This is a genomic window from Streptomyces sp. NPDC027962 (assembly GCF_055566095.1).
On sequence record NZ_JBVHTA010000005.1, the window covers coordinates 212,650 to 233,013 of the forward strand.

Consider the following 20,364-nt stretch of genomic DNA (forward strand, 5'->3'; position numbering starts at 1 on the left):
CGCGTAACCCGATCTGAAGGGAACCACCATGGCCACCACCCGCCAGGCCCACACCGTCTGGGAAGGCAGTCTCCTCGAGGGCAAGGGCGTCGTCACCCTGGACTCCTCGGGCGTCGGCGAGTACCCGGTCACCTGGGCGGCTCGCAGCGAGCCCGCACAGAGTGGCCGCACCAGCCCGGAGGAGCTGATCGCAGCCGCTCACTCCGCCTGCTTCAACATGGCGTTCTCGCACGCCCTCGCCGGTGCGGGCACCCCGCCGGCCCGTCTGGACACCAAGGCCGAGGTGACCTTCCAGCCCGGTGAGGGCATCACCGGCATCCACCTCACCGTCGAGGGTGACGTCCCCGGCATGGACGAGGCGGCGTTCGCCAAGGCCGCCGAGGACGCGAAGGCGAACTGCCCGGTCAGCCAGGCGCTTTCCGGAACGGACATCACGCTCGCCGCGTCGCTCGCCTAGCACAGAGGCACCTTCAGGCACAGTGGCCCGCACGGTTACGTGACGCGTAATCTGCGTGATACACACGTGCGGGTCACATCTCCTGTCCTCCCCATGGCCTTCGGCATGGGGGTACCCCACAGGGAGCTGCCGAGTGTCTGCAACACGACGTCAAGTTCTGGCCCGTACTGGCGCGGTGGGCGCCGGGATCGCCTTCAGCGGTGCGTTCACCGAGCTCTTCGCGGGGACCGCGGCCGCCCGCGGGAACGGCGGCTACGGCCCGCTGGTCCCCGACCCGGACGGCCTGCTCGATCTGCCGAGGGGCTTCCACTACAAGGTCCTTTCCCGCGAGGGCGATCCACTGCGCTCGGGCGAGGGACCGGTCCCGACCAACCATGACGGCATGGCCGCGTTCGCCGGCCGCCGCGGCAGGGTCCATCTGGTCCGCAATCACGAGAACCGGCACAACGGCAGGATCGGCGTACCGGCCGTCGAGGGGCTGACGTACGACCCGATGGGCAAGGGCGGCTGTACGGCCCTTGAGCTCGACGGCCGCAACAACGTCCTCGGCGAGTACGTCGCCATCGCCGGCACCGCGGTCAACTGCGCCGGCGGGCCCTCCCCCTGGGGCACCTGGCTGACCTGTGAAGAGACCGAGGACAGGGCCGGCACGAACGGCTACACCAAGGACCACGGCTTCATCTTCGAGGTCGACGGCGCGGACCCCCACTGCACCGGAGCCGTTCCGCTCACCGCGATGGGCCGCTTCCAGCACGAGGCGATCGCCATCGATCCCAGGAACGGGATCGTGTACGAGACGGAGGACGCGTTCGAGCGGCCGTTCGGGCTGTTCTACCGTTTCCTGCCCCACAAGCCGCTGGGCGGCACGGGCTCGCTGCGTGCGGGCGGCGTGCTGGAAGCCATGCGGGTGCCGGGCGTTGCGGACCTGTCGGAGATCCAGGAGATCGGCGCGTCGTTCGACCGGATCGATTGGGTGCCGGTGCCGGACAGCCAGGCGAAGGAAACGCCCATCAGACTGCAGGACTTCGGCCCCAAGGGCATCACGCACGCCCAGAAGCTGGAGGGTTGCTACTGGGGCGGGAAGTCCGTGTACTTCGTCTCCAGCTTCGCGCACAGCTCCGAGGGCTCGGCGGGCGACCACTTCGGGCAGGTGTGGAAGTACGAGCCGCACAGGCGCAGGCTCACGCTCGTGATCGTCTTCGGGCCCGACACGGACATCCAACTGCCGGGCGAGTCGCCGGACAACATCTGCCTGGCGCCCGGCGGCGGGCTGATGGTGTGCGAGGACGGCAGTGGCGTGCAGCACGTGTACGGGCTGACCAAGCGCGGCGACGTGTATCCGATGGCGCGCAACGCGCAGAACATCGGTACGGAGGCCGAGCCGGAGTGGGGCGAGTTCGCGGGTGTCACGTTCTCGCCGGACGGCGACACGATGTACGTGAACTGCTACACGCCCGGTACGACGTTCGCGGTCACGGGACCGTGGCACTGATCTGATCAGATCTGATCTGATCTGATCTGCGCCGAGCTGACTGCGGCCCCGGGGGACACGTCGTCCACCCCGGGGCCGCGGCCGTATCTGCGCCCTACTCGATGACGAGCTCGATGGGCAGGTTGCCGCGGGTCGCCTTGGAGTACGGGCAGTAGGCGTGGGTCTTCTCGAGGAGCTCGCGGCCCGGCTCGCCCTGCAGGTGGTCGGGAAGCTCGACGCGCATGATCACCGAGAGGCCGAAGCCGCCGTCGGTGTCCTTGCCGATGCTGACCTCGGCGGTCACGGAGGCGTCCTTGACGTCGATCTTCTCCTGGCGGCCTATCGCGCCCATCGCGCTGGCGAAGCAGGCGGCGTACCCGGCGGCGAAGAGCTGCTCGGGGTTGGTGCCCTGGCCGTTGCCGCCGAGAGCCGCGGGGAAGGCGAGCGGCAGGTCGATCTGACCGTCGGAGCTGACGGCGCGGCCTTCGCGGCCGTTGGCGGTGGCGACAGCGGTGTAGAGCGCGTCCATGGGTGCATCCCTCTTCGTGTCGGGGTCGGAAACCGATGACCCAAATGAAAGCACACAATTCAGTTGCGAACAACTTAATGGGCCACAGCTTGGTAGAGTGAGGGCATGGAGAAGAAGACGCTGCGGGACGTGCCGGACGAGGACTTCCTCCTCCTCGAGCATCAGATCTGCTTCTCGCTGCACGCCGCGGCGCGAGCCTTCAACGGCGTGTACCGCTCGGCCCTCAAGGACCTCGGCCTCACCTACCCCCAGTACCTGGTGATGCTGGTGCTGTGGGAGCACGGCGAGCTGCCGGTCAAGCAGATCGGCGAACATCTGCGACTGGACTCCGGCACGCTTTCACCGCTGCTGAAGCGGCTCGAGTCGTCGGGCTACGTGGAGCGCCGGCGCAGCACCCACGACGAACGCTCGGTCACCGCGCGCCCCACGGCGTCGGGTGCGGCCCTGCGGGAGAAGGCGCTCGCCACCCCGCGCAGGATCGCCGAGGCGACGGGCCTCCCTCTGGACCGCCTCCGCGCGCTGCACGCGGAACTGGACGCACTGACGGCCCACCTCGACGCAGCCGCCCCGTGACGCGCCGGGGGCGCCCAGCCTCCGGTCCGTCCGGCCGCCGCTCCGCCCCCGAACCCCGCACCTCGCACTCCCCCTGCGGCCTGACGGCCATGGGAGGCGCCCCTGCGCGAGGCCGACGCCGCCCCGGGGCCCCGCGAAGCGCGGACCGGATCCGGGCGCAGCCCGACGTGCCGGCAGAGCCTGGTACGCCGGGCCCGGGCGCAGCACGACGGGCAGCTCCACCCCGACGTCGCCACACACCGCCACATCGGGGAACGCTTCGCCGCGCCGGCTTTCGGCTCCGGCGGCCCGTTCGCCGCCGAGGGTGCCTGAGACGTCCACCGCAACGGAGCCCGGAGCAAGGTCTAGAACCGCAGCTCCGCCGCCACCCGGTCGTGCGACGCCAGCTCGTCGTCCGGCACGAACACCACCTCGGCGCCGCCGTCCAGCGCCTTCTCCACCAGTTCGTCGACGATGTCCTCCCGTACCGCGGGATCGGCCGCCTCCAAGCCGTCGGCCGGGCGCAGGTGCTCACCGTCGACGCGGACGGTCCGCTGGTAGTGCTCCTCGACGACGACGAGCCCCGCCCGGCCCTCCCGTACCGACTGCCAGACCTCGTCGAGACCGGCCGCGAAGGCGTGGCGGCCGATGGCGGCGTCGAGGCGCCCCTCGACGCGGGCCGCCTCGGCACGGCGGTATTCGTCCAGCGCCGGTCGCAGTTCCTTGAGCAGCTCGGGTGCGGGGCCGTCGGTGAGACCGCCCTTGACCACCCGGGCTGCCGGTGACAAGGGGCGCGCGGCCGTCGACGCCTCCTCCAGGAGGGCGAGGGCGGGCGCGAGGCCGACCAGGAACAGTGGCCTCGGCTCGGCCGCGAGGACGGCGGCGATCGCGTTGTCGACGTCCCGCATGAACTGGCGGGTCGTTTCATCGGTGAAGGTGCTCGCCACGTCACCCTGGCGCTCCTCGCGCTGCGGGTTGGGCGGCTCCTGCGGCAGCACCTTCGGGAAGCCGCCGCCGGTGTGCCGGCGTACCGACGTCTCCGCGCCGCTCCACAGCGTGGCACGGTCCGCGGCGACCACCAGGACCCAGTACGGCCTGGCCTGCGCCTTGGCGGAGACGAGGTTGCGGGTGAGATAGCTGTCGCTGAGGACGACCCGTTCCGGCACGCTGCGCGGCAGGGTCCACAGCTGGTGGTCGTCGGCGCCGGCGAAGATCGCCAGGCCGTCGAGGAACCGTCGCAGGTCGATGTCGTCGGCGGCCTTCTCCAGCTGCGCCTTGATGCCGAGACGTGCCTGGCGGCTGATGGCGTCGTCGGCGTCGAGCCTGCGCCCGGCCTCGGCCATCAGGTTCCGCAGCCGTACGGCGTCCTGCCCGTTGTCCGGCTCGCGCCGGTGGGTGGGCATGGTCAGGGAGACGGCCGGGTAGGCCTTCGGCTCGCGCAGCTTCCGCAGCAGGTCAGGTGTCAGGGCGTCGGTGTCCATGTCTTCCTCTCGACAAGATCCAAAGAGAGGCCCTAGGCCCCGTGCTCGACCAGACAACCTTCCCTCCGCGCCACAGAGCCCGCATCCGGACGACGCATGCCCGCCCCGCGGCAGGGCCGTGGGGCGGGCATGGTCGGGGAGAGGGCCGGGTGGCGGGGCTACTTCACGGAGCCCGCCATCACGCCCTGCACGAAGTGCCGCTGGAAGGCGAAGAAGACGACCAGCGGAACCACCAGCGACAGGAAGGCCCCCGGCGCGAGGACGCCGATGTTGCTGCCGAACTGGCGCATCTGGGACTGCAGTGCCACCGTCAGCGGCTGCGACTCGCTGTCCGCGAAGAGCAGGGCGACGAGCATGTCGTTCCAGACCCACAGGAACTGGAAGATCGCCAGGCTCGCGAGGGCCGGCCGCCCGAGCGGCAGGACGAGCCGGGAGAAGATCCGCCACTCCGAGCCTCCGTCCATCCGCGCGGCCTCGAGCATCTCCCTCGGGATCTCCGCGAAGTAGTTGCGCAGCAGGAAGATCGCGAAGGGCAGCCCGTAGGCGACGTGGAAGAGGATGACGCCCGCGACGGTGCCGAACAGGCCGACCGCGCCGAACAGCTTCGCCACCGGCAGCAGCCCGATCTGGACCGGCACCACCAGCAGGCCGACGACGACCAGGAAGATCGCGTCACGGCCGGGGAACTCCAGCCACGCGAAGGCGTAGCCGGCGAGCGCCGCGATGCCTACGACGAGCAGGGTCGCGGGCACCGAGATCAGGACCGTGTTCCAGAAGGCACCGGCGATGCCGGAGTCCTCGAAGAGCGCCGTGTAGTTGTCCAGCGACAGTTGCGAGGGGTCGGTCAGCGCCGTCCACCAGCCGTCGGACGCGTTGTCCCGCTCGGAGCGCAGGGAGGACAGGAAGAGACCGGCCAGCGGGGTGATCCAGATCAGGGCGACCACGATCAGCAGCGCCTGGACCACCGAGCTGCTCAGCCACTTGGCGAGTCCGCCCTTGCGCCGCGGACGGGACGGGCCAGGGGGAGGGACCGGTGCCGTCGGCGCGGCCGGCCTGCGTTCGACGGTGGTCTGGCCGCTCATGCTCCGCTCCTTCTGAAGCGCCGGACGTTGAAGATCATGGCCGGTACGACCAGCAGGAGCAGCAGGACGCTGAGGGCACTGCCCAGGCCCTGGTCGTTGCCGCCGCCGAAGGACACCAGCCACATCCGGGTGGCCAGTACGTTGGCCTCTTCCTGGACCGGTCCGGGCGCGATGATGTAGACGAGGTCGAAGACCTTCATCACGTTGATGACCAGTGTCACGAAGACGACGGTCAGCACGGGGGCGAGCAGCGGCACCGTGATCCTGCGGAAGATCTGGCCCTCGCTCGCGCCGTCCATCCTCGCCGCCTCCAGCGCGTCGCGCGGGATGGCGGCGAGGCCGGCGCCGATGAGGACCATCGCGAAGCCGGTCCACACCCACAGGTAGGCGCCGATGATGGCCGGTGTGACCAGGGCGGGGCCGAGCCAGTTCACGCCTTCGTAGGGCGCGGCGAAGTTGGCCGCGGGCAGCCGGACGGTGTACTCGCCGTCGTCGAGGCCCTGGAAGCGGAACGAGCCGTCGGCGGCGGTCGTCGCGGTGGCGGCGACCTTGCCGTCGCGTACGGCCTCGACGGTCATGCCGGGCAGGCCCTTCTCCGCCGGGTCGACCTTGCCCTGGGTGCCGCCGCCGCCCGGGGTGAAGTCGAGGTAGGCGACACCTCCGATGCCGTCGGGGCCGGGTGCGGCGTCGGCCTGGGCGGGCTTGGCACCGGCGGGGATCGCGTCGGGGGCCACGCCGACGAAGCCGAGGTTCACCGAGCCGCCGGGGCGCACGGCGTCCTGTGTGGCGTACGGCCCGCCGGCCTTGCCGGTCAGGCCCTGGTTCTCACGGGCGCGGGCCGTCGGGTAGGCGGCCGGGTCCTCGAAGGTGTCGTGGACGCCGACGACGACCGCGTTGAGGACGCCGCGGTCCGGGTTCTGCTCGTAGGCGAGCCGGAAGATGATGCCCGCGGCGAGGAAGGACACCGCCATGGGCAGGAAGAGCACCAGCTTGAACGCGGTGGCCCAGCGGACCTTCTCGGTGAGGACCGCCAGCATCAGCCCGAGGCCGGTCAGCAGGACCGGTGCCACGACGACCCAGATGGTGCTGTTGCGGATGGCCTTGAGGGTGGCGGGGTCCTGGAAGATCTCCGTGTAGTTCGCGGCGCCGACGAACTGCTCGCCGCCGGCGTCGAACAGGCTCCGCCCGACGGAGAAGAGGACGGGGTAGACGACGAGGGCGCCGAGCAGCAGCACGGCCGGCAGGACGAAGAGGACCGCGAGGCGGCGCTTTCTGCGCTGGGCGCGGCGCCGCGCGTCGAGCGCGGCGCCGGCCTTGGGAGAACGGGCCCCCCGGGCCCGTTCCTTGAGGGTGTCGGCCATGGCGATCGGCCTCAGTTCCCGTACGCCTTGGCGGCCGCGGCCTCGAGCTTCGCCGCGGTGGCCTTGGGGTCGGACGGGTCGCGCAGGAAGTCCTGAAGCAGCTTCCACTCACCGGCGCCCTTGGTGCCGCCGAAGGCGGCAGGCGCCTGGTCCGACATGTCGAAGCGGACCGAGTTGCCGGCCGCTACAAGGGACTTCGCCGTGGAGCGGGTGGTGTCGTCTCCGTACGCGTCGAGGTTCACGTCCTTGTTGGGCGACAGGAAGCCGCCGGCGCCCGCCCAGATCTCGGCCGCCTCCGGAGTGGCGAGGAACTCGAGGAGCTTCATGCCGGCCTTGTTGTTCTTGCCGTCCTTGAGGACCACGGCCGCGTCTCCGCCGCTGACCACCGGGGCCTTGCCGCCGCCGACGGCGGGGAACGGGAAGAAGTCGGCGTCCTCGCCGAGCTTGCGGCCGAACTCGTCCTTGGCTATGCCGCCGACGAAGTCCCCTTCGTAGACCATGCCCGCCTTGGGCTCGGGGCCGAAGACCTGCTCGACGGAGGCCGGGAAGTCGGTGCGCAGCGCGGCTTTCGCCCCGCCGGCGACGAGCTGGTCGTCCTTGAACAGTTCGCCCAGTGTGGTCAGTGCCGCGACGACGCTCTTGTCGGTCCACTTGAGTTCGTGCTTGGCGAGCTGGTCGTACTTCTCGGGGCCGGCCTGGGAGAGGTAGATGTTCTCGAACCAGTCGGTGAGGGTCCAGCCGTCCTCGCCGGCGACGGAGAAGGCGGGGCGGCCGGAGTCGGCGAGCGTGCGGCCCGTCTTGAGGAGGTCCTCGTAGGTCTTGGGTGCGCCGACGCCGGCCTGGGTGAACGCCTCGGGGCTGTACCAGACGGTCGACTTGTGGGCGGCCTTGAAGTAGAGCCCGTAGTACGTGTTGTCAACAGTGCCGTAGTTCTTCCACACCGGGGCGAGGCCCGCCGTGGCCGTCTTCGCGGTCTTGTCGGACAACGGCTCGAGCCAGCCCTCCTTCGCGAACTGCTGGAGCACGCCGACCTGGGGCACCATCACGACGTCCGGTGCGTTGCCGCCCTCGATCTTGCTGCCGACGAAGGTGGAGACGTTGTCGCCGGAGGGGACGAAGACGGTCTTGGCGCCGGTCTTCTCGGTGAAGGCGTCCAGCACCTTCTTGAAGTTCTTCTGCTCGCTGCCGGTCCAGACGCCGGCCACGGTCACGGTCTGGCCGCTGAGTTCGCCGCCGCTCGCGGGTCCGGTGGTGCCGCCGCAGGCGGTGGCGCCGAGGGCGAGGCCGAGCACGACCGAGGTTGCGGCCGTCGTGCGCAGGGCGGTGTTTCTGGCGTTGCGTCGCATGGTGTGGGTCCTTCCAGGGAGGGGCGGGAGTGAGGTCCGGCCGACGGGTCGGCGTCGGGCAGGCGCTACGGGAGGGTGCTGTCGTCGGTCCACCACGCGGCGGTCGCTCCGGGGAGCACACCGTCGGGGCAGGGACCGCTGGAGAGCAGGGGCGTTCCGGTCACGGGGGCGGGCACCGGCTCCGTACCGAAGTTGACCGCGCAGATCAGTCCGTCGCCGCGGGACATCGCGAGGACCTGCTGAGGCGCGTCGAGCCAGCGCAGCGTGCCCTCGCCCAACTGCGGCAGGCTCTGCCGCAGTTGGAGTCCGTCGCGGTACAGGTGCCAGAAGGAGCGGGTGTCGGCCAGGGCCCGGTCGGTGGCGTGTTCCGCGAACCACTCGGGCTGCGGGAGCCACGGCCGGGCCCCGGCCGCGCCCTGGCTGAAGCCGAACGGGGAAGCGTGGCCGGACCAGGGCAGCGGGACCCGGCAGCCGTCGCGGATGCGCTTGCGGCTGCCGGTGCGGTGGAAGATCGGGTCGGTGAGCACCTCGTCGGGCAGATCGAGAACCTCGGGGAGGCCGAGCTCCTCGCCCTGGTAGACGTAGGCGGCACCGGGCAGGGCGAGCATGAGCAGGGCCGCGGCGCGGGCGCGGGCGGCGCCGAGCCCACTGCCTTCCACACCGGGTTCGCCCGCGTACCGGGTGACCGTGCGGACCTGGTCGTGGTTGTTGAGCACCCAGGTGACGGTGGACCCGGTGCCGGCGATGTCGCGTATCGCCTCGTCGATCGTCGACCGGAAGGCGTCCGCGTCCCAGGGTGCGCTGAGCAGGTCGAAGAAGAAGGCCTGGTGCAGTTCGTCGGGGCGGACGTACTGGGCGTGTTCGCGGGCGGTGGGCACGGAGACCTCGCCGACCAGGAGCCGGTCGTGCCCGTCCTCTGCGGCGTACTCGTCGCACACCGAACGCCAGCGGCGCCACACGTCGTGGACCTCGGGCTGGTTCCAGGCGAGCTGGTTGACGGAGTCGCGGGCGCGTTCGTCGGCGGCCGGGTCGTCGGAGTCGGGCAGTTCGGGGTGCTTGAAGAGGCCCGCGGCGACATCGATCCGGAAGCCGTCGACGCCCCGGTCCAGCCAGAAGCGCAGGACCTGCTCGAATTCGTCGCCGACGGCCGGGTCGCGCCAGTTGAGGTCCGGCTGCTCGGGGGTGAAGAGGTGGAGGTACCACTGACCGGGCGTCCCGTCGGGCTCGGTGACCCGGCTCCACGCGGGGCCGCCGAACATGGCGCGCCAGTTGTTGGGCGGCTCGGCACCGTCCGGGCCACGGCCGGGCGCGAAGTGGAAGCGGGAGCGGGCCGCACCGCCGGGGCCGGCGGCGAGTGCCTCACGGAACCACGGGTGCTCGCTGGAGCAGTGGTTGGGGACGATGTCGAGCAGCAGCTTGAGCCCGAGGCGGCGGGCGTCCGCCATGAGCCGGTCGAATTCGGCGAGGTCGCCGTAGACGGGGTCGACACCCTGGTAGTCGGCGACGTCGTAGCCGTGGTCGTGCTGCGGCGACGGGTAGAAGGGGCTGAGCCAGATGCCGTCGACACCGAGCTTCCGCAGGTAGGGAAGCCCGGCGCGTACGCCGGCCAGGTCGCCGATGCCGTCCCCGGTGCTGTCGAGGAAGCTGCGGACGTAGACCTGGTAGATCACCGCGTCACGCCACCAGGGGTCGGGGGTGGTGGCGGTGCGGGAGGGGTGGCCGGTGCCGGCCGGAAGCGTGCTGAGCATCTCGCGTCGACCTGTTTCTGCTGGATGCGAGGGCGCCCCGGATCGGGTGCGCTGTTATGCATGCATGTTAAGTAGCAGTGACTGGAAGGTGTCAACGATGCGTCCGGAAACAGCGCAAAGCTGGGGTGATTTGCCCGAAAATGAGGAGCGCACAGCAGTAAGCCTCTACTTAACATGTAAGTAGAGGCTCTGGATGAAGGCGTTCGACGCGGCCTGAACGCAGCGTCCGGAGGTCAGCCTCTGCGGGAGATGACCTCGAGCTCACGCGCGAGACGCGCCACAGCCTCGGCGGGCGTCTGCCGCAGCGCCATCACGTCCTGCACCACCGCCTGCACGGCGAGGCTCACCTGGTCGTACCGCGGGCTCTTGGGGCGCGGCACCGCCGACAGCACGCTCTGGCGCAGCGTCGGCAGATAGGGGTGAGCCTTGATCAGCTCCGGATCCTCGTACAGCGCGGCACGCACCGGCGGCAGCGAGCCCTCGGTGAGCACCTGACGCTGGACCCGTTCACTGGTGAGGTAGGCGATCAGGTCGGCGGCCGAAGCGGGATGCCGGGAATGGCTGCTGACGGCCAGGTTGGAGCCACCCAGCACACTCGTACCCGGCCCGTCGGGACCGGGCAGCGGCACCGCGCCGAACCTGCCCGCCACCTTCGATCCCTTGGCGCCGGCGTCCGCATACACATAGGGCCAGTTGCGGAGGAAGAGCAGCCGGCCGTCCTGGAACGCCTGCCGGGACTCCTCCTCCTTGTAGCGGAGCGCCGCGCGGGGGATCCAGCCCTCCCGCACCCCGTCCGCGAGGAACGCCAGTCCGGCGCGGGCGGCCCCGGAGTCGACGGTGACGCGGTCGCCGTCGTCCCGGAGGATCGAGCCGCCCGCGGAGTGGACCGCCTCCGTGGCGTTGACAGTGAGCCCCTCGTACGGCAGGAACTGTCCCGCGTAACCGTCCAGGCCGTATTTCGGGGCGAGAGTACGCGCCTGCCGGGCCAGCTCGGCCCAGGTGCGCGGCGGCTTCTCGCCCTCGCGGTCGAGGATGTCCTTGCGGTAGTAGAGCAGTCCGGCATTGGTGACGTACGGGACCGCGTACAGCCGTCCGTCGAAGGTGGCGGTCTCGACGACCGGCCGCAGGAAGGCGTCGAGCGGGAACCGGTCGCGCTTCAGCGGGGAGATCCAGCCCGCCGCGGCGAACTCGGACGTCCAGGCGACATCGATGTTCAGCACATCGAAACGATCGCTGCCGGAACGCAGTTCGCTGATCATCTGCGCCCGGGTCTCGTCCGCCGAGTCCGGAAGCTCGACCAGGGTGACCCGCTCGTCGGGGTGCGCGCTGTTCCAGTCGTCGAGCAGCGGCGAGAGATAGTCGGTCAGGTCACCCGCCGTCACCAGCGTCATGGGGCCACGCCCCGCGGGATCCGCTCCCGGGCCGGGGGTGGCGAAACCGGCATAACCCGCCAGCAGCACCGCCACGACCAGGAGTCCCCTACCCGCGGCACGCATCCACCGCATAGGTTCCTCCCAGTGCACGATCCGGCTGCGCTGCCGACCAGTGCGGCCTATATATACCCGTTAGGCATGGGCGATACTAGACGTCCAGGCAGACGAGGCGAGTGCCGCACGACACACGTCCGATGCCCGGCCAACAGGAAACTACCGCAGCGGGAGAGAGGGGGAGCGCGTGCGGCTGCCGCTCCTGGCACTCCTCACCCGTGGCCCCGCGCATGGTTACGAGCTGAAACAGGACCTTGAGAAGCTCCTGGGCGCCGCGTACCCTCAGCCGAACGTCGGCCAGATCTACGTGACCCTCGGCCGGCTCGAGAAGAGCGGTCTGATCGACGGCGAGGACGTCGAGCAGTCGGGCCGGCCCAACAAGCGCACGTACCGGCTGACCGATGCCGGGCGTGAGGCGGTCCGGGCCTGGTTCGAGGAGACCACGGACGAACCGCGGGTACGGGACGAGTTCTTCATGAAGGTCGCCCTCGCACCGGAATCGGGACTCGCCGACCCCATCGCCCTGATCAACAAACAACGGCGGCAGTACCTCAACACCATGCGGGACCTGTCGAAGCTGGCCGCCGCGGAGGACCGGGACAACAGGGTCTCCCAGCTGCTGATCGAGGGCGCCATGCTGCATCTGCAGGCCGACCTGGACTGGCTGGAACGCTGTCAGGAGGAGCTGGAATGAGCGACGCCGCAGCGTCTCCCGGCGGGCAGACCGCCGCGCCCATCGTGCGGGCCGTGGGACTGACCAAGACCCACCACGGCGAGGGCGCGCCCGTGCACGCCGTGCGGGGCGTGGACCTGACCGTGCGCCCCGGCGAGTTCGTCGCGGTCACCGGGCCGTCCGGCGCCGGGAAGTCCACGCTGCTGCATCTGATCGGCGGGCTCCAGCGGCCCGACAGCGGAGAGCTCTGGCTCGACGGGCAGCGCGTCGACGAATACCGCGAGGCCCGCTGGGCGGTGCTGCGGCGACGCAGCATCGGTGTCGTCTTCCAGTTCTTCAACCTGGTCTCCAACCTCACCGTCGCCGACAACGTCGAACTGCCCGCCCTGCTCGCCGGGGCCTCTCCGAGGGCCGCCCGCGCCTCCCGCGCCGAACTCCTCGCGGAGCTGGGCCTCGAAGGCCGCGAGAAGTCCATGCCCGGCGAACTCTCCGGAGGCGAGCAGCAGCGGGTCGCCCTCGCCAGGGCCCTCGTCAACCACCCCGCGCTGCTCCTCGCCGACGAGCCGGCCGGCAGCCTGGACAGCAAGGGCACCCGGGAGGTGCTGCGGCTGCTCTCCCGCTTCCACCAGCGGGGGCAGACGATCCTGATGGTCACCCATGACGCCCGGATGGCGAGCGCCGCCGACCGTGTCATCAGCTTCTTCGACGGGCGCATCGCGGACGACGCAGAGCTCGGCGGCGGCCGCCGGGGCCCTGGCGGCGGAGTGTCCGGCGTACTCGAACTGAAGGACTGAGCGTGCGGGCCACTCTGCGCTGGGCGCACGCCGACTTCCGCGCACACCGCGGCGAAGCCCTGTTCGTCGTGCTGGCCAGCGCCGGGATCATCGCCTCCCTGCTGCTGGCCGGCGCGCTCTTCAGCTATGCCGCCAACCCCTGGCAGCGGATCTTCAACCAGTCCCAGGGAGCTCACATCTGGCTGCAGACCCGGGCGGGGGCCGACCCCGCAGCCCTGTCCCGGCTCGACGGCGTCGCCGCGCTCTCCGGCCCGTACCGGACGGCCACCACCACCGTCGAGTCACGGGGCGCGCGGGCGGGCGTGGCCCTGCGGGCGGCGGACGTACGACCGCCGGAGGTCGGCCGGCCGCTCGTCACCTCCGGCAGCTGGCTCGCTCCACCGGACGGCGCCGGCACGGCCGGCACCGTCGTCCTGGAGAGCTCGGTCGCACGGGCGCTGTGGGCAGAGCCCGGCGACACCGTACGGGTCACCGGGCCCGACGGCGCAGCCCACACACTGCGGGTCACCGGGGTCGCGGAGGCGGCCGAGCCCCGCTACCGGTCCGGCGGCGGACCCGGCATCGGCTGGGTGCGGTCGGACACCCTCGACACGATCGCCCCCGGCAGCACCGGGCAGAGCGTCGGACTGCGGCTGGACGATCCCGGCGACACCGACTTCATGGTGCAGCGGGCCGTCACCGTCCTGGGCGCCGACCGCGTCGCCCAGGTCACCAAATGGCAGCAGGCGCGGGCCGAGGCCGGCGGCGACGACCGGCTGCTCGGCCAGCTGTTCGCCGTCTTCGGTCTCGGCGCGCTGCTGGCGGCCGCGCTCGCCGCGTCCGGGGCGATCAGCGCCCGCGTACGCGGTCAGCTCCGGGACATCGCCGTGCTCAAGGCCGTCGGGTTCACACCGGGTCAGGTGGTGCGCGGCTTCCTCGTGCAGCATCTGGCCTTCGCCCTGCTCGGAGTCGCGCTCGGCACGGCGGCGATCGCCTCACTCGGGGCGCGGATACCGGGCCGGATCGGGGACGCGGCAGCGCTGTGGCAGGACCTGCCCGGCTACGCGGCCCTGATGATCGGTGTGCCGTGCGGTGCGGTGCTGCTGATCGCCTTGGCCACCGGGCTCGCCGCCTGGCGCGCCGGCCGCGTGCCTCCGGTGCCCGTGGCCCGGGCCGCACAGCCTTCGGCCGCGCCGATGACCGCGCTCGGCCGCCGGGCGCTCGGGATGCGGGTGCCCGTGGCGCTGGTGCTGGGGTGGCGGTCCGCCTTCCCGCGCCGGGGCCTGACGGTCGTCGCGGTGGGGCGACTGGCCCTCCCGCTGGTACTGATCACCGTCGCCCTCGTGGCCTGGTCGACCCTCGACCAGTTCCGCGGTCGGCCCGCGCAGATGGGACTTCCTGCGGCACTGACCGTACGAGCGCAGCAGCCCGGCGGGCCGTCGGAGAACGAGCTTCGACACACACTCGCGCAGGCCCCGGACATCACCGCCGTCCACCCGGGCGCCGAGATGGCGGCGCTCGTCCCCGGACAGACCGGCACGATCACCCTGCGCGGACTCGGCACCGCCCGCGACCCCTACCCGTCGGCGGTCGTCGAGGGCCGGGCTGCCCGCGGCCCGGACGAGGCCGTCGCCGGGCAGGGGCTGCTCGACCTCCTCGGAGTGCGGGTCGGCGACTGGGTACGGATGACGGTCGAGGGCCGGCCCCAGATCCTGCACATCGTGGGGCGCAGCATCGAGCCCGAGTCCGGCGGGCGGGTCATCTCCACGACCATCGACTCCCTGCGGGAACGCGACCCGGGGCTGCGGCCCGACTTCCACGCGCTGGTGCTGGCGGACGGCTCGGACCCGCGGGCGGTGAGCACCGCGCTCGCCGGCGCGGCGGGCGGAACGCTGGAGATCCGGGAGACGCCGAACCCGGCGGACCGACTTGAGCCCGCACGGGGGGTGATCGCGGCCCTCATCGCCGTCCTCGCCCTCATCGGGCTGACCGAGTTGCTGACGCTGATCAGCACCGGGGTACGCGACCGGGGACGCGACCTGCTCGCACTGAAGGCGATCGGACTGACGCCCCGGCAGATCGGCGCGGTCATCGTGACCGGGGCCGGGCTGACGGCGCTGGTGTCGGCCGTCGTCGGGACCGCTCTCGGGGTGGTCTCGGGCAGGTGGCTGGTGGACGCCCAGGGCAGCTCCAGCGGTATGGGGGCCGGCATCGCGCATCTGCCGCCGTGGCCGGTGCTGGTGATCGTGGTCGTCGGTGCCGTGCTGGGAGCGGTGGCCGCGGCCTCGCTGCCGGCGACGCGGGCGGCGCGGCGGCGGCCGGCGGACTCGCTCAGCGACACGCTCTGAGCACGGCCCGGGGGGTGGGCTCGGTGCGCGCCCACCCCCCGGGCCGATGGGGGTCAGGGGTCAGTTGTCGTCGAAGCCTCCCTGCTGCCGGCGCTGGTCCTGGCCGGCTTGGCCGTCCTGGCCCTCCAGGTCCTGACCGCCCTGGTCCTGGCCACCCTGGTCCTGGCCACCCTGGTCCTGACCTGCCTGGCCCTCCAGGTCCTGACCGCCCTGGTCCTGACCACCCTGGTCCTGACCTGCCTGACCACCCTGGTCCTGGCCGCCCTGGTCCTGGCCGCCCGCGCCGCCGGCGCCCTCGCCGATCTGCGCACCGACCGCGGCCAGCGCCGTCGTCACCGGCTGGAAGAACGTCTCACCACCCGAGGTGCAGTCTCCGCTGCCTCCCGAGGTCAGTCCGATCGCGCTGCCGTCACGGGTGAACAGCGCACCACCGCTGTCGCCCGGCTCGGCGCAGACGTTCGTCTGGATGAGGCCGGTGACCGTGCCCTCCGGATAGTTCACCGTGGCGTTCAGCCCGGTGACCTGGCCGTCGTCCAGTCCGGTGGTGCTGCCCATACGGATGACGTCCTGCCCTACGGCGGCGTCGTCCGCGCGCACGATGTCCAGCGTCTGGCCGTTGCCGAGGTCGACGGTGCTGGGGGCCTCGGTGGCCGGGTCGTCGTACGTGACGAGGGCGAAGTCGCCGTCGCCGGGGAACGTCGCGGACTGGACCGTACCGATCGGGGCGCCGTTCGGATCTTCGGACCACTGGTCGTCCGCCACCCCGCAGTGTCCGGCGGTGAGGAAGCCGGGCTGTCCGCCGTCGGTGGTCACGTTGAAGCCGAGCGAACAGCGTGCCCCGCCGCCGAAGATGGCGTCGCCGCCCTCGAGGAAGGTCTTGAACTCGCCCGCGGACTTCTGGATACGGGCCATGCCGGAGCCGAGCGACCGGACGGTGGACTCCAGTCGGTTCCAGCTGTCGCCGGCGACCGTGCGGTCCGCCGTGACGAGGATCTGGTTCGTCCTCGGGTCGACGGCCCACGCCGTGCCGGGGATGGTGGCCTTGTCGGCCAGTGTGTTCGTGGCGGACTTCAGTTCGCCCATGCTGTTCTCGACGGGCCTCGCCACCGCGCCGGCCTCGTTGACCTGGGCGACCACGTCGTCGCCGTCGCCGGCCACGTTGACGACGACCTGCTGCTTCTGTGCGTCGTAGTACGCACCCGCGTATGCGTCACCCAGCTCGGGTCCCAACTGCGACATGAGGTTCTGGGCCGCCGCGGCGCTCATCGTTCTGGGGGCCGCTTTCGACTCGGAACCGGAGCCGGACTGCGATGCGTTGGCGTGGGGCAGCAGCACGGCAGCCGCGGCGACGCCCACCGCCCCGGCTCCTGCAAGCACGGCCTTTCGCTTGGGTATTCGCCTGTGACTCAACTCGCCGCCTCCTGCGGGGGGATACGGAATCCGGTTGTCGGCGACAGACCGGGGGACGCGTCCGACCGTTGATACGGATGGGGCGGGAGTTGTACTCATCGCGACTGCGAAATCGTGAACTGGCTCACCGTCAAAAGACTGCGGAGAGAAGGTTTCAGGAGGGCAGACGGCTACCGCACCGGCTGCAGAAACGCGCAGCGGAGTCCTCGGCGGGGTGGTCGCAGTCGGGGCAGATACGGCCGAGCAGGCAGACGGGCTCGCCGCCGGCGGTGTCTGCACGGACCGCCGCCGCGTTGCCGATGGTCAGGCCCGGGCGGCGGCGGTGCGCCGTGACATGGACCAGGCCGTCCGGCCCGGCGGACAGCGAGCGCGCCATGCCGTGCGGCAGCCAGGCCACGCTGCCCGGCTCCAGTTTCTGCCGCTCTCCCCCGACCTCCAGCTCACCGCTGCCCGCGAGCACGCAGAGCAGCACATCCAGGTCCGGCTCGACGTGGCTCGGGCCCCGGGTGCCGGGCAGCAGCCGGATGAGGTTGGCGTCCAACTGCCGCGCGGCAGGGGTCAGGCGCCAGATGGCGCCGCCCTGATCGTCCGGCGCCGCGAGCAGGTCCCGCACACCGGCGAGCACACCGGCCGTCGGGGGCACTGTCATGCCGTTCCTCCAGAGCACGCGGACCTAAAGAGACGAAGGCATGATTGCACAATGCAATCCATACGGCGGGCGCGGGCCGTTGCTCCGGCCGGGCTCATCGCCGTGCAGGGACGTCGTCAGTGGCGACGCGTTCGCCACCGACGCGGACGCCGTCGCCGAGCAGGTGCTGGAGGCCGTGGAGCCCGGCTCGCCGGTCGTGCTGCACTGCACGCGCAGCGCGGCTGCCGCCACCGGAGCGGCGGTCCGCCGGATCGTCCCCGAACTGCGCCGGCGCGGCTACCGGTTCGTGAAGGTCTCGGTGCTGATGCGATCGGCCGGGACGGGGGCCCACTCCCCGGAGCGCACGCAGCCAACCCGGCGGGAGCAATCGGCCCGGAAACCGCGCGGCCGTGCCCCCGCCCGGCCGCCCCTACACCGAGGCGTCCACCTTGTCGTGGGCGACAAGCCACTGACGTACGGCGAAGACCATCCCGGACGCCGCCAGGATCACCGATCCGCCCACCCGCAGGATCACGTCGTACGCGGCCTCCGGCGGACGTTCGGGCGTCATCGCCGTGATCGCCGCCGCCGCGCCGGCGAGGGCGATGGCCCCCAGGGTGACGAGGAAGGTCAGCAGGACGCCGGATGCCTCACCAGCCCTGGCAGGCGCGACGACCTGCTGGGTGGCGACGCTGGAGAACGTCCAGCCGAGTCCGAGACCGAGACCGCACCACGCGAAGACGGGGATGTAGAGCCACCACGCGTTCACCAGGCTCAGGGCCACCATCCCGGTGCCCGCGATCACGCCGGCCAGAACCATCACCACCGTGGGCCGCATGCACGTCGCGAGGCGGGCTCCCAACGGGCCGGTGAGCGCCACCACCACGGCCGGGGCAAGGAAGACGACGCCGGCCATCAGAGGCGAGAGGCCCCGCACGCCCTGCAGGTAGAGCGTGGCCACGAAGACCGTGACGCCGTAGCCCATGTTGGCGACCGAGCCCATACCGGTGACCAGGTCGAACGGGATGTTGCGGAAGAGCCTGAGGTCGATGAGCGGATGGCGGGCCCGCTGCTCCCGCAGCAGGAACAGTCCGCCCGTGACGACGGCGACGCCGAACAGCGCCAGGGTGCGGGCATGGTCCCAGCCCCAGACGCTCCCGCGCTCCACGGCCAGGGTGACCGCGGCCAGGCAGCACACGATGGTGAAGCAGCCGGTCAGATCGAGCCGGCGCGGTGCGGAGACGTCCCGCGAGTCGGGTACGTGGATCACCGCGATGACCAGGGACAGCACGCTGAGCGGTGCCAGCAGCCAGAAGATCCAGCGCCACCCCGGCCCCTCGGTGAAGCCGCCGCCGACGAACGGACCCAGCGCGGTCCCGACGTTGGCAACACCGAAAGCGGCGCCCAGAGCCCGGGCACGGGTCTCCTTCGGGAAGACGTTGCTGATCACAGCCACGGAGACGGGGAAGACGAAGCCGGCCCCCACACCCTGCACGATCCGCGCGGCCACGAGGAGCTCCAGCCCCGGCGCCAACGCGCACCCCACGGAACCGGCCGCGAACAGCGCGAGGCCCGTGATCAGCACGCGTCTGCGGCCGAAGACGTCGCCCAGTCGGCCGCCCACGATGAAGGAGCAGCCGACGGCGAGCATGTAGGCGGAGAGGGTCCACTGGGCGGTCGACGGTGTCACCCCGAGTTCGTCCGAGATACCGGGGATGGCCAGGTTGAGTGCGAAGAAGTCGACCTGGATGCAGAAGAGCGCGACGGCGACGGCAACGAAAGCCCAGTGCCGGCCGGCGGCCGTGTCCGGGTCGGCGGCGCCGACCGGGGCGGCCTGCTCCGACTCGTCGTGCATGGACACCTGTCTCCCCTCGGACGAGGACCGGGCCGCGCCGCTGGTTGCCGCTGTGCACTCCCGCCCCCATTGTCGGCGCGCCGCCGGAGGCGCGCAGCCCCGCTCGGATCGCGGGCACAGGCCCCCGTGGGCACCATGGCAGAAGCGGTCCCGCACAGGGGCTGCGCGACATGTCCGGTCACGTCCGCGGCGCCGACGGCACTCCGCGGCGACCGCCGACCGCGGGAGGCGGACCACGGTGCACATCCTGCTGCCGGTCGTTTTCGCTCTGCTGGCCGCACTGAGCAACGCGTTCGCCACCGTGCTGCAGCGCAAGGCGGCCCTCGGCGTACCACGCTCCGACGGCCTTCGGGCCTCTCTGATGCTCGACCTGCTGCGGCAGCCCGTGTGGCTGGCCGGGATCCTCGCCGTCGTCGCCGCCGGTGTCTGCCAGGCGGTGGCGCTGGCGACCGGGCCGCTGACCATCGTCCAGCCGCTTTTTGTGCTCGAACTGCCACTCACCCTGGTCATCGCGTCCCTGGTGCTGCACCGGCACATGCCGCGCATCGGCTGGGTCGCCGTGGTCGGCGTGGTCGTGGGCCTGGGCATCGCCCTGGCTGCCGCCTCGCCCTCGGGCAACCTCACCCGGGTACCGCTGGATCGCTGGATCATCGCGCTGGCCGTCTGCGCCGCGGCGGTCCTCGCGCTCACCGCCGCGGCGCTGCGGCGCCCCGAGGGCCGCGCACGCGCCGCCCTCCTCGGCTCGGCCACCGCCATCAGCTACGCGGTCACCGCGGCCCTGCTGAAGGCCGCGATGCACATCCTGGACGACGACGGCATCACGGCCTTCCTCACGGCGTGGCAGACCTACGCCTTCGCGGCATTCGGCGCATGCGCCCTGTTCCTGCTGGAGAACGCCATGCAGGCCGGTCCGCTGGTCGCCTCCCAGCCCGCGCTCACCCTCGGCGATGCGGCGGTGAGCATGGCCCTCGGCATCCTGCTCTACGAGGAACACGTCCGCACCGGCTGGTGGCTGGTTCCCCAGGCCGTCGGCGTGGCTCTGGTGGCGGCGGGGGTGGTCGCCCTGGCGCGGATGCCCCTGGCCCAGTCGCTGGTCGGCGAGGAGCGGGAGACGGCCGCGCCCTGACAGCAGGTCAGCTCTGTCCTCCGGAAGCCTTACGGGG

Annotated in this window: 17 protein-coding genes and 1 pseudogene; 8 read left to right on the top strand and 10 right to left on the bottom strand. The window is 71.6% G+C overall.

Annotation, left to right across the window (positions count from 1 at the left end):
- Positions 1-28 precede the first annotated feature (28 nt).
- Both ACZ4SA_RS07185 and ACZ4SA_RS07190 read left to right on the top strand, forming a co-directional pair.
- Complete coding sequence (locus ACZ4SA_RS07185) at positions 29-457, top strand: OsmC family peroxiredoxin (protein ID WP_468270710.1); 429 nt, start codon at positions 29-31, stop codon at positions 455-457.
- Between the two features lie 82 nt (positions 458-539).
- A complete protein-coding gene (locus tag ACZ4SA_RS07190; RefSeq protein ID WP_468270826.1) occupies positions 540-1,949 on the top strand; it encodes an alkaline phosphatase PhoX in 1,410 nt (469 codons plus the stop codon).
- 94 nt (positions 1,950-2,043) lie between these two features.
- On the opposite strand, the gene ACZ4SA_RS07195 is transcribed toward ACZ4SA_RS07190, so the two are convergent.
- Positions 2,044-2,457, bottom strand: coding sequence for an organic hydroperoxide resistance protein (locus ACZ4SA_RS07195; RefSeq protein WP_468270712.1), 414 nt, complete (start codon positions 2,455-2,457; stop codon positions 2,044-2,046).
- A gap of 105 nt (positions 2,458-2,562) precedes the next feature.
- On the opposite strand from ACZ4SA_RS07195, the gene ACZ4SA_RS07200 reads away from it, so the two are divergent.
- Positions 2,563-3,030 (top strand): MarR family winged helix-turn-helix transcriptional regulator, encoded by a 468-nt coding sequence (locus ACZ4SA_RS07200; RefSeq protein WP_468270714.1) that lies wholly within the window; start codon positions 2,563-2,565, stop codon positions 3,028-3,030.
- Positions 3,031-3,374: 344 nt separating this feature from the next.
- Here the strand turns inward: ACZ4SA_RS07200 and ACZ4SA_RS07205 are convergent, their stop codons facing one another.
- The 6 genes from ACZ4SA_RS07205 to ACZ4SA_RS07230 form a co-directional block, all read right to left on the bottom strand.
- Positions 3,375-4,490 (bottom strand): baeRF3 domain-containing protein, encoded by a 1,116-nt coding sequence (locus ACZ4SA_RS07205; protein WP_468270716.1) that lies wholly within the window; start codon positions 4,488-4,490, stop codon positions 3,375-3,377.
- A gap of 158 nt (positions 4,491-4,648) precedes the next feature.
- Positions 4,649-5,572 carry a carbohydrate ABC transporter permease gene (locus ACZ4SA_RS07210; RefSeq protein WP_468270718.1) on the bottom strand — a complete coding sequence of 308 codons (924 nt, stop codon included), beginning with the start codon at positions 5,570-5,572 and terminating at the stop codon, positions 4,649-4,651.
- Complete coding sequence (locus ACZ4SA_RS07215) at positions 5,569-6,933, bottom strand: carbohydrate ABC transporter permease (protein ID WP_468270720.1); 1,365 nt, start codon at positions 6,931-6,933, stop codon at positions 5,569-5,571. Before ACZ4SA_RS07215 ends, ACZ4SA_RS07210 begins: the two co-directional genes overlap by 4 nt.
- 11 nt (positions 6,934-6,944) lie before the next feature.
- Complete coding sequence (locus ACZ4SA_RS07220; protein WP_468270722.1) at positions 6,945-8,279, bottom strand: ABC transporter substrate-binding protein; 1,335 nt, start codon at positions 8,277-8,279, stop codon at positions 6,945-6,947.
- A gap of 65 nt (positions 8,280-8,344) precedes the next feature.
- Positions 8,345-10,027 carry a glycoside hydrolase family 13 protein gene (locus ACZ4SA_RS07225; protein ID WP_468270724.1) on the bottom strand — a complete coding sequence of 561 codons (1,683 nt, stop codon included), beginning with the start codon at positions 10,025-10,027 and terminating at the stop codon, positions 8,345-8,347.
- A 233-nt stretch (positions 10,028-10,260) separates the two neighbouring features.
- Positions 10,261-11,532, bottom strand: a complete 1,272-nt coding sequence (locus ACZ4SA_RS07230) for an ABC transporter substrate-binding protein (RefSeq protein WP_468270726.1) — start codon at positions 11,530-11,532, stop codon at positions 10,261-10,263.
- A gap of 169 nt (positions 11,533-11,701) precedes the next feature.
- Here ACZ4SA_RS07230 and ACZ4SA_RS07235 point away from each other — a divergent pair, with 169 nt between their 5' ends.
- The 3 genes from ACZ4SA_RS07235 to ACZ4SA_RS07245 are packed head-to-tail and all read left to right on the top strand — an operon-like array spanning position 11,702 to position 15,308.
- On the top strand, positions 11,702-12,208 hold the full coding sequence (locus ACZ4SA_RS07235) for a PadR family transcriptional regulator (protein WP_468270728.1): 507 nt from the start codon (positions 11,702-11,704) through the stop codon (positions 12,206-12,208).
- Positions 12,205-12,981, top strand: a complete 777-nt coding sequence (locus tag ACZ4SA_RS07240) for an ABC transporter ATP-binding protein (RefSeq protein ID WP_468270730.1) — start codon at positions 12,205-12,207, stop codon at positions 12,979-12,981. Before ACZ4SA_RS07235 ends, ACZ4SA_RS07240 begins: the two co-directional genes overlap by 4 nt.
- A 2-nt stretch (positions 12,982-12,983) precedes the next feature.
- Positions 12,984-15,308 carry an FtsX-like permease family protein gene (locus ACZ4SA_RS07245; RefSeq protein ID WP_468270732.1) on the top strand — a complete coding sequence of 775 codons (2,325 nt, stop codon included), beginning with the start codon at positions 12,984-12,986 and terminating at the stop codon, positions 15,306-15,308.
- 60 nt (positions 15,309-15,368) lie between these two features.
- Here the strand turns inward: ACZ4SA_RS07245 and ACZ4SA_RS07250 are convergent, their stop codons facing one another.
- Both ACZ4SA_RS07250 and ACZ4SA_RS07255 read right to left on the bottom strand, forming a co-directional pair.
- Positions 15,369-16,718, bottom strand: a complete 1,350-nt coding sequence (locus tag ACZ4SA_RS07250) for a S1 family peptidase (protein WP_468270734.1) — start codon at positions 16,716-16,718, stop codon at positions 15,369-15,371.
- Between the two features lie 154 nt (positions 16,719-16,872).
- Positions 16,873-17,367, bottom strand: coding sequence for a cupin domain-containing protein (locus ACZ4SA_RS07255; protein ID WP_468270736.1), 495 nt, complete (start codon positions 17,365-17,367; stop codon positions 16,873-16,875).
- A gap of 72 nt (positions 17,368-17,439) precedes the next feature.
- Between ACZ4SA_RS07255 and ACZ4SA_RS07260 the strand changes: the two are divergent.
- Positions 17,440-17,677 (top strand): annotated as a pseudogene (locus tag ACZ4SA_RS07260) (polysaccharide deacetylase family protein); the annotation flags it as partial.
- A gap of 99 nt (positions 17,678-17,776) precedes the next feature.
- Here the strand turns inward: ACZ4SA_RS07260 and ACZ4SA_RS07265 are convergent.
- A complete protein-coding gene (locus tag ACZ4SA_RS07265; RefSeq protein WP_468270738.1) occupies positions 17,777-19,201 on the bottom strand; it encodes an MFS transporter in 1,425 nt (474 codons plus the stop codon).
- 238 nt (positions 19,202-19,439) lie between these two features.
- On the opposite strand from ACZ4SA_RS07265, the gene ACZ4SA_RS07270 reads away from it, so the two are divergent.
- Positions 19,440-20,327 (top strand): DMT family transporter, encoded by an 888-nt coding sequence (locus ACZ4SA_RS07270; protein WP_468270740.1) that lies wholly within the window; start codon positions 19,440-19,442, stop codon positions 20,325-20,327.
- Positions 20,328-20,364 lie beyond the last annotated feature (37 nt).

Excerpts from the sequence above, each read along its gene's own strand:
- ACZ4SA_RS07195 (WP_468270712.1), bottom strand. The coding sequence starts at position 2,457 with ATGGACGCGCTCTACACCGCTGTCGCCACCGCCAACGGCCGCGAAGGC.
- ACZ4SA_RS07185 (WP_468270710.1), top strand. The coding sequence starts at position 29 with ATGGCCACCACCCGCCAGGCCCACACCGTCTGGGAAGGCAGTCTCCTC.
- ACZ4SA_RS07205 (WP_468270716.1), bottom strand. The coding sequence starts at position 4,490 with ATGGACACCGACGCCCTGACACCTGACCTGCTGCGGAAGCTGCGCGAG.
- ACZ4SA_RS07230 (WP_468270726.1), bottom strand. The coding sequence starts at position 11,532 with ATGCGGTGGATGCGTGCCGCGGGTAGGGGACTCCTGGTCGTGGCGGTG.
- ACZ4SA_RS07225 (WP_468270724.1), bottom strand. The coding sequence starts at position 10,027 with ATGCTCAGCACGCTTCCGGCCGGCACCGGCCACCCCTCCCGCACCGCC.
- ACZ4SA_RS07210 (WP_468270718.1), bottom strand. The coding sequence starts at position 5,572 with ATGAGCGGCCAGACCACCGTCGAACGCAGGCCGGCCGCGCCGACGGCA.
- ACZ4SA_RS07200 (WP_468270714.1), top strand. The coding sequence starts at position 2,563 with ATGGAGAAGAAGACGCTGCGGGACGTGCCGGACGAGGACTTCCTCCTC.
- ACZ4SA_RS07265 (WP_468270738.1), bottom strand. The coding sequence starts at position 19,201 with ATGCACGACGAGTCGGAGCAGGCCGCCCCGGTCGGCGCCGCCGACCCG.
- ACZ4SA_RS07215 (WP_468270720.1), bottom strand. The coding sequence starts at position 6,933 with ATGGCCGACACCCTCAAGGAACGGGCCCGGGGGGCCCGTTCTCCCAAG.
- ACZ4SA_RS07220 (WP_468270722.1), bottom strand. The coding sequence starts at position 8,279 with ATGCGACGCAACGCCAGAAACACCGCCCTGCGCACGACGGCCGCAACC.
- ACZ4SA_RS07255 (WP_468270736.1), bottom strand. The coding sequence starts at position 17,367 with ATGACAGTGCCCCCGACGGCCGGTGTGCTCGCCGGTGTGCGGGACCTG.
- ACZ4SA_RS07240 (WP_468270730.1), top strand. The coding sequence starts at position 12,205 with ATGAGCGACGCCGCAGCGTCTCCCGGCGGGCAGACCGCCGCGCCCATC.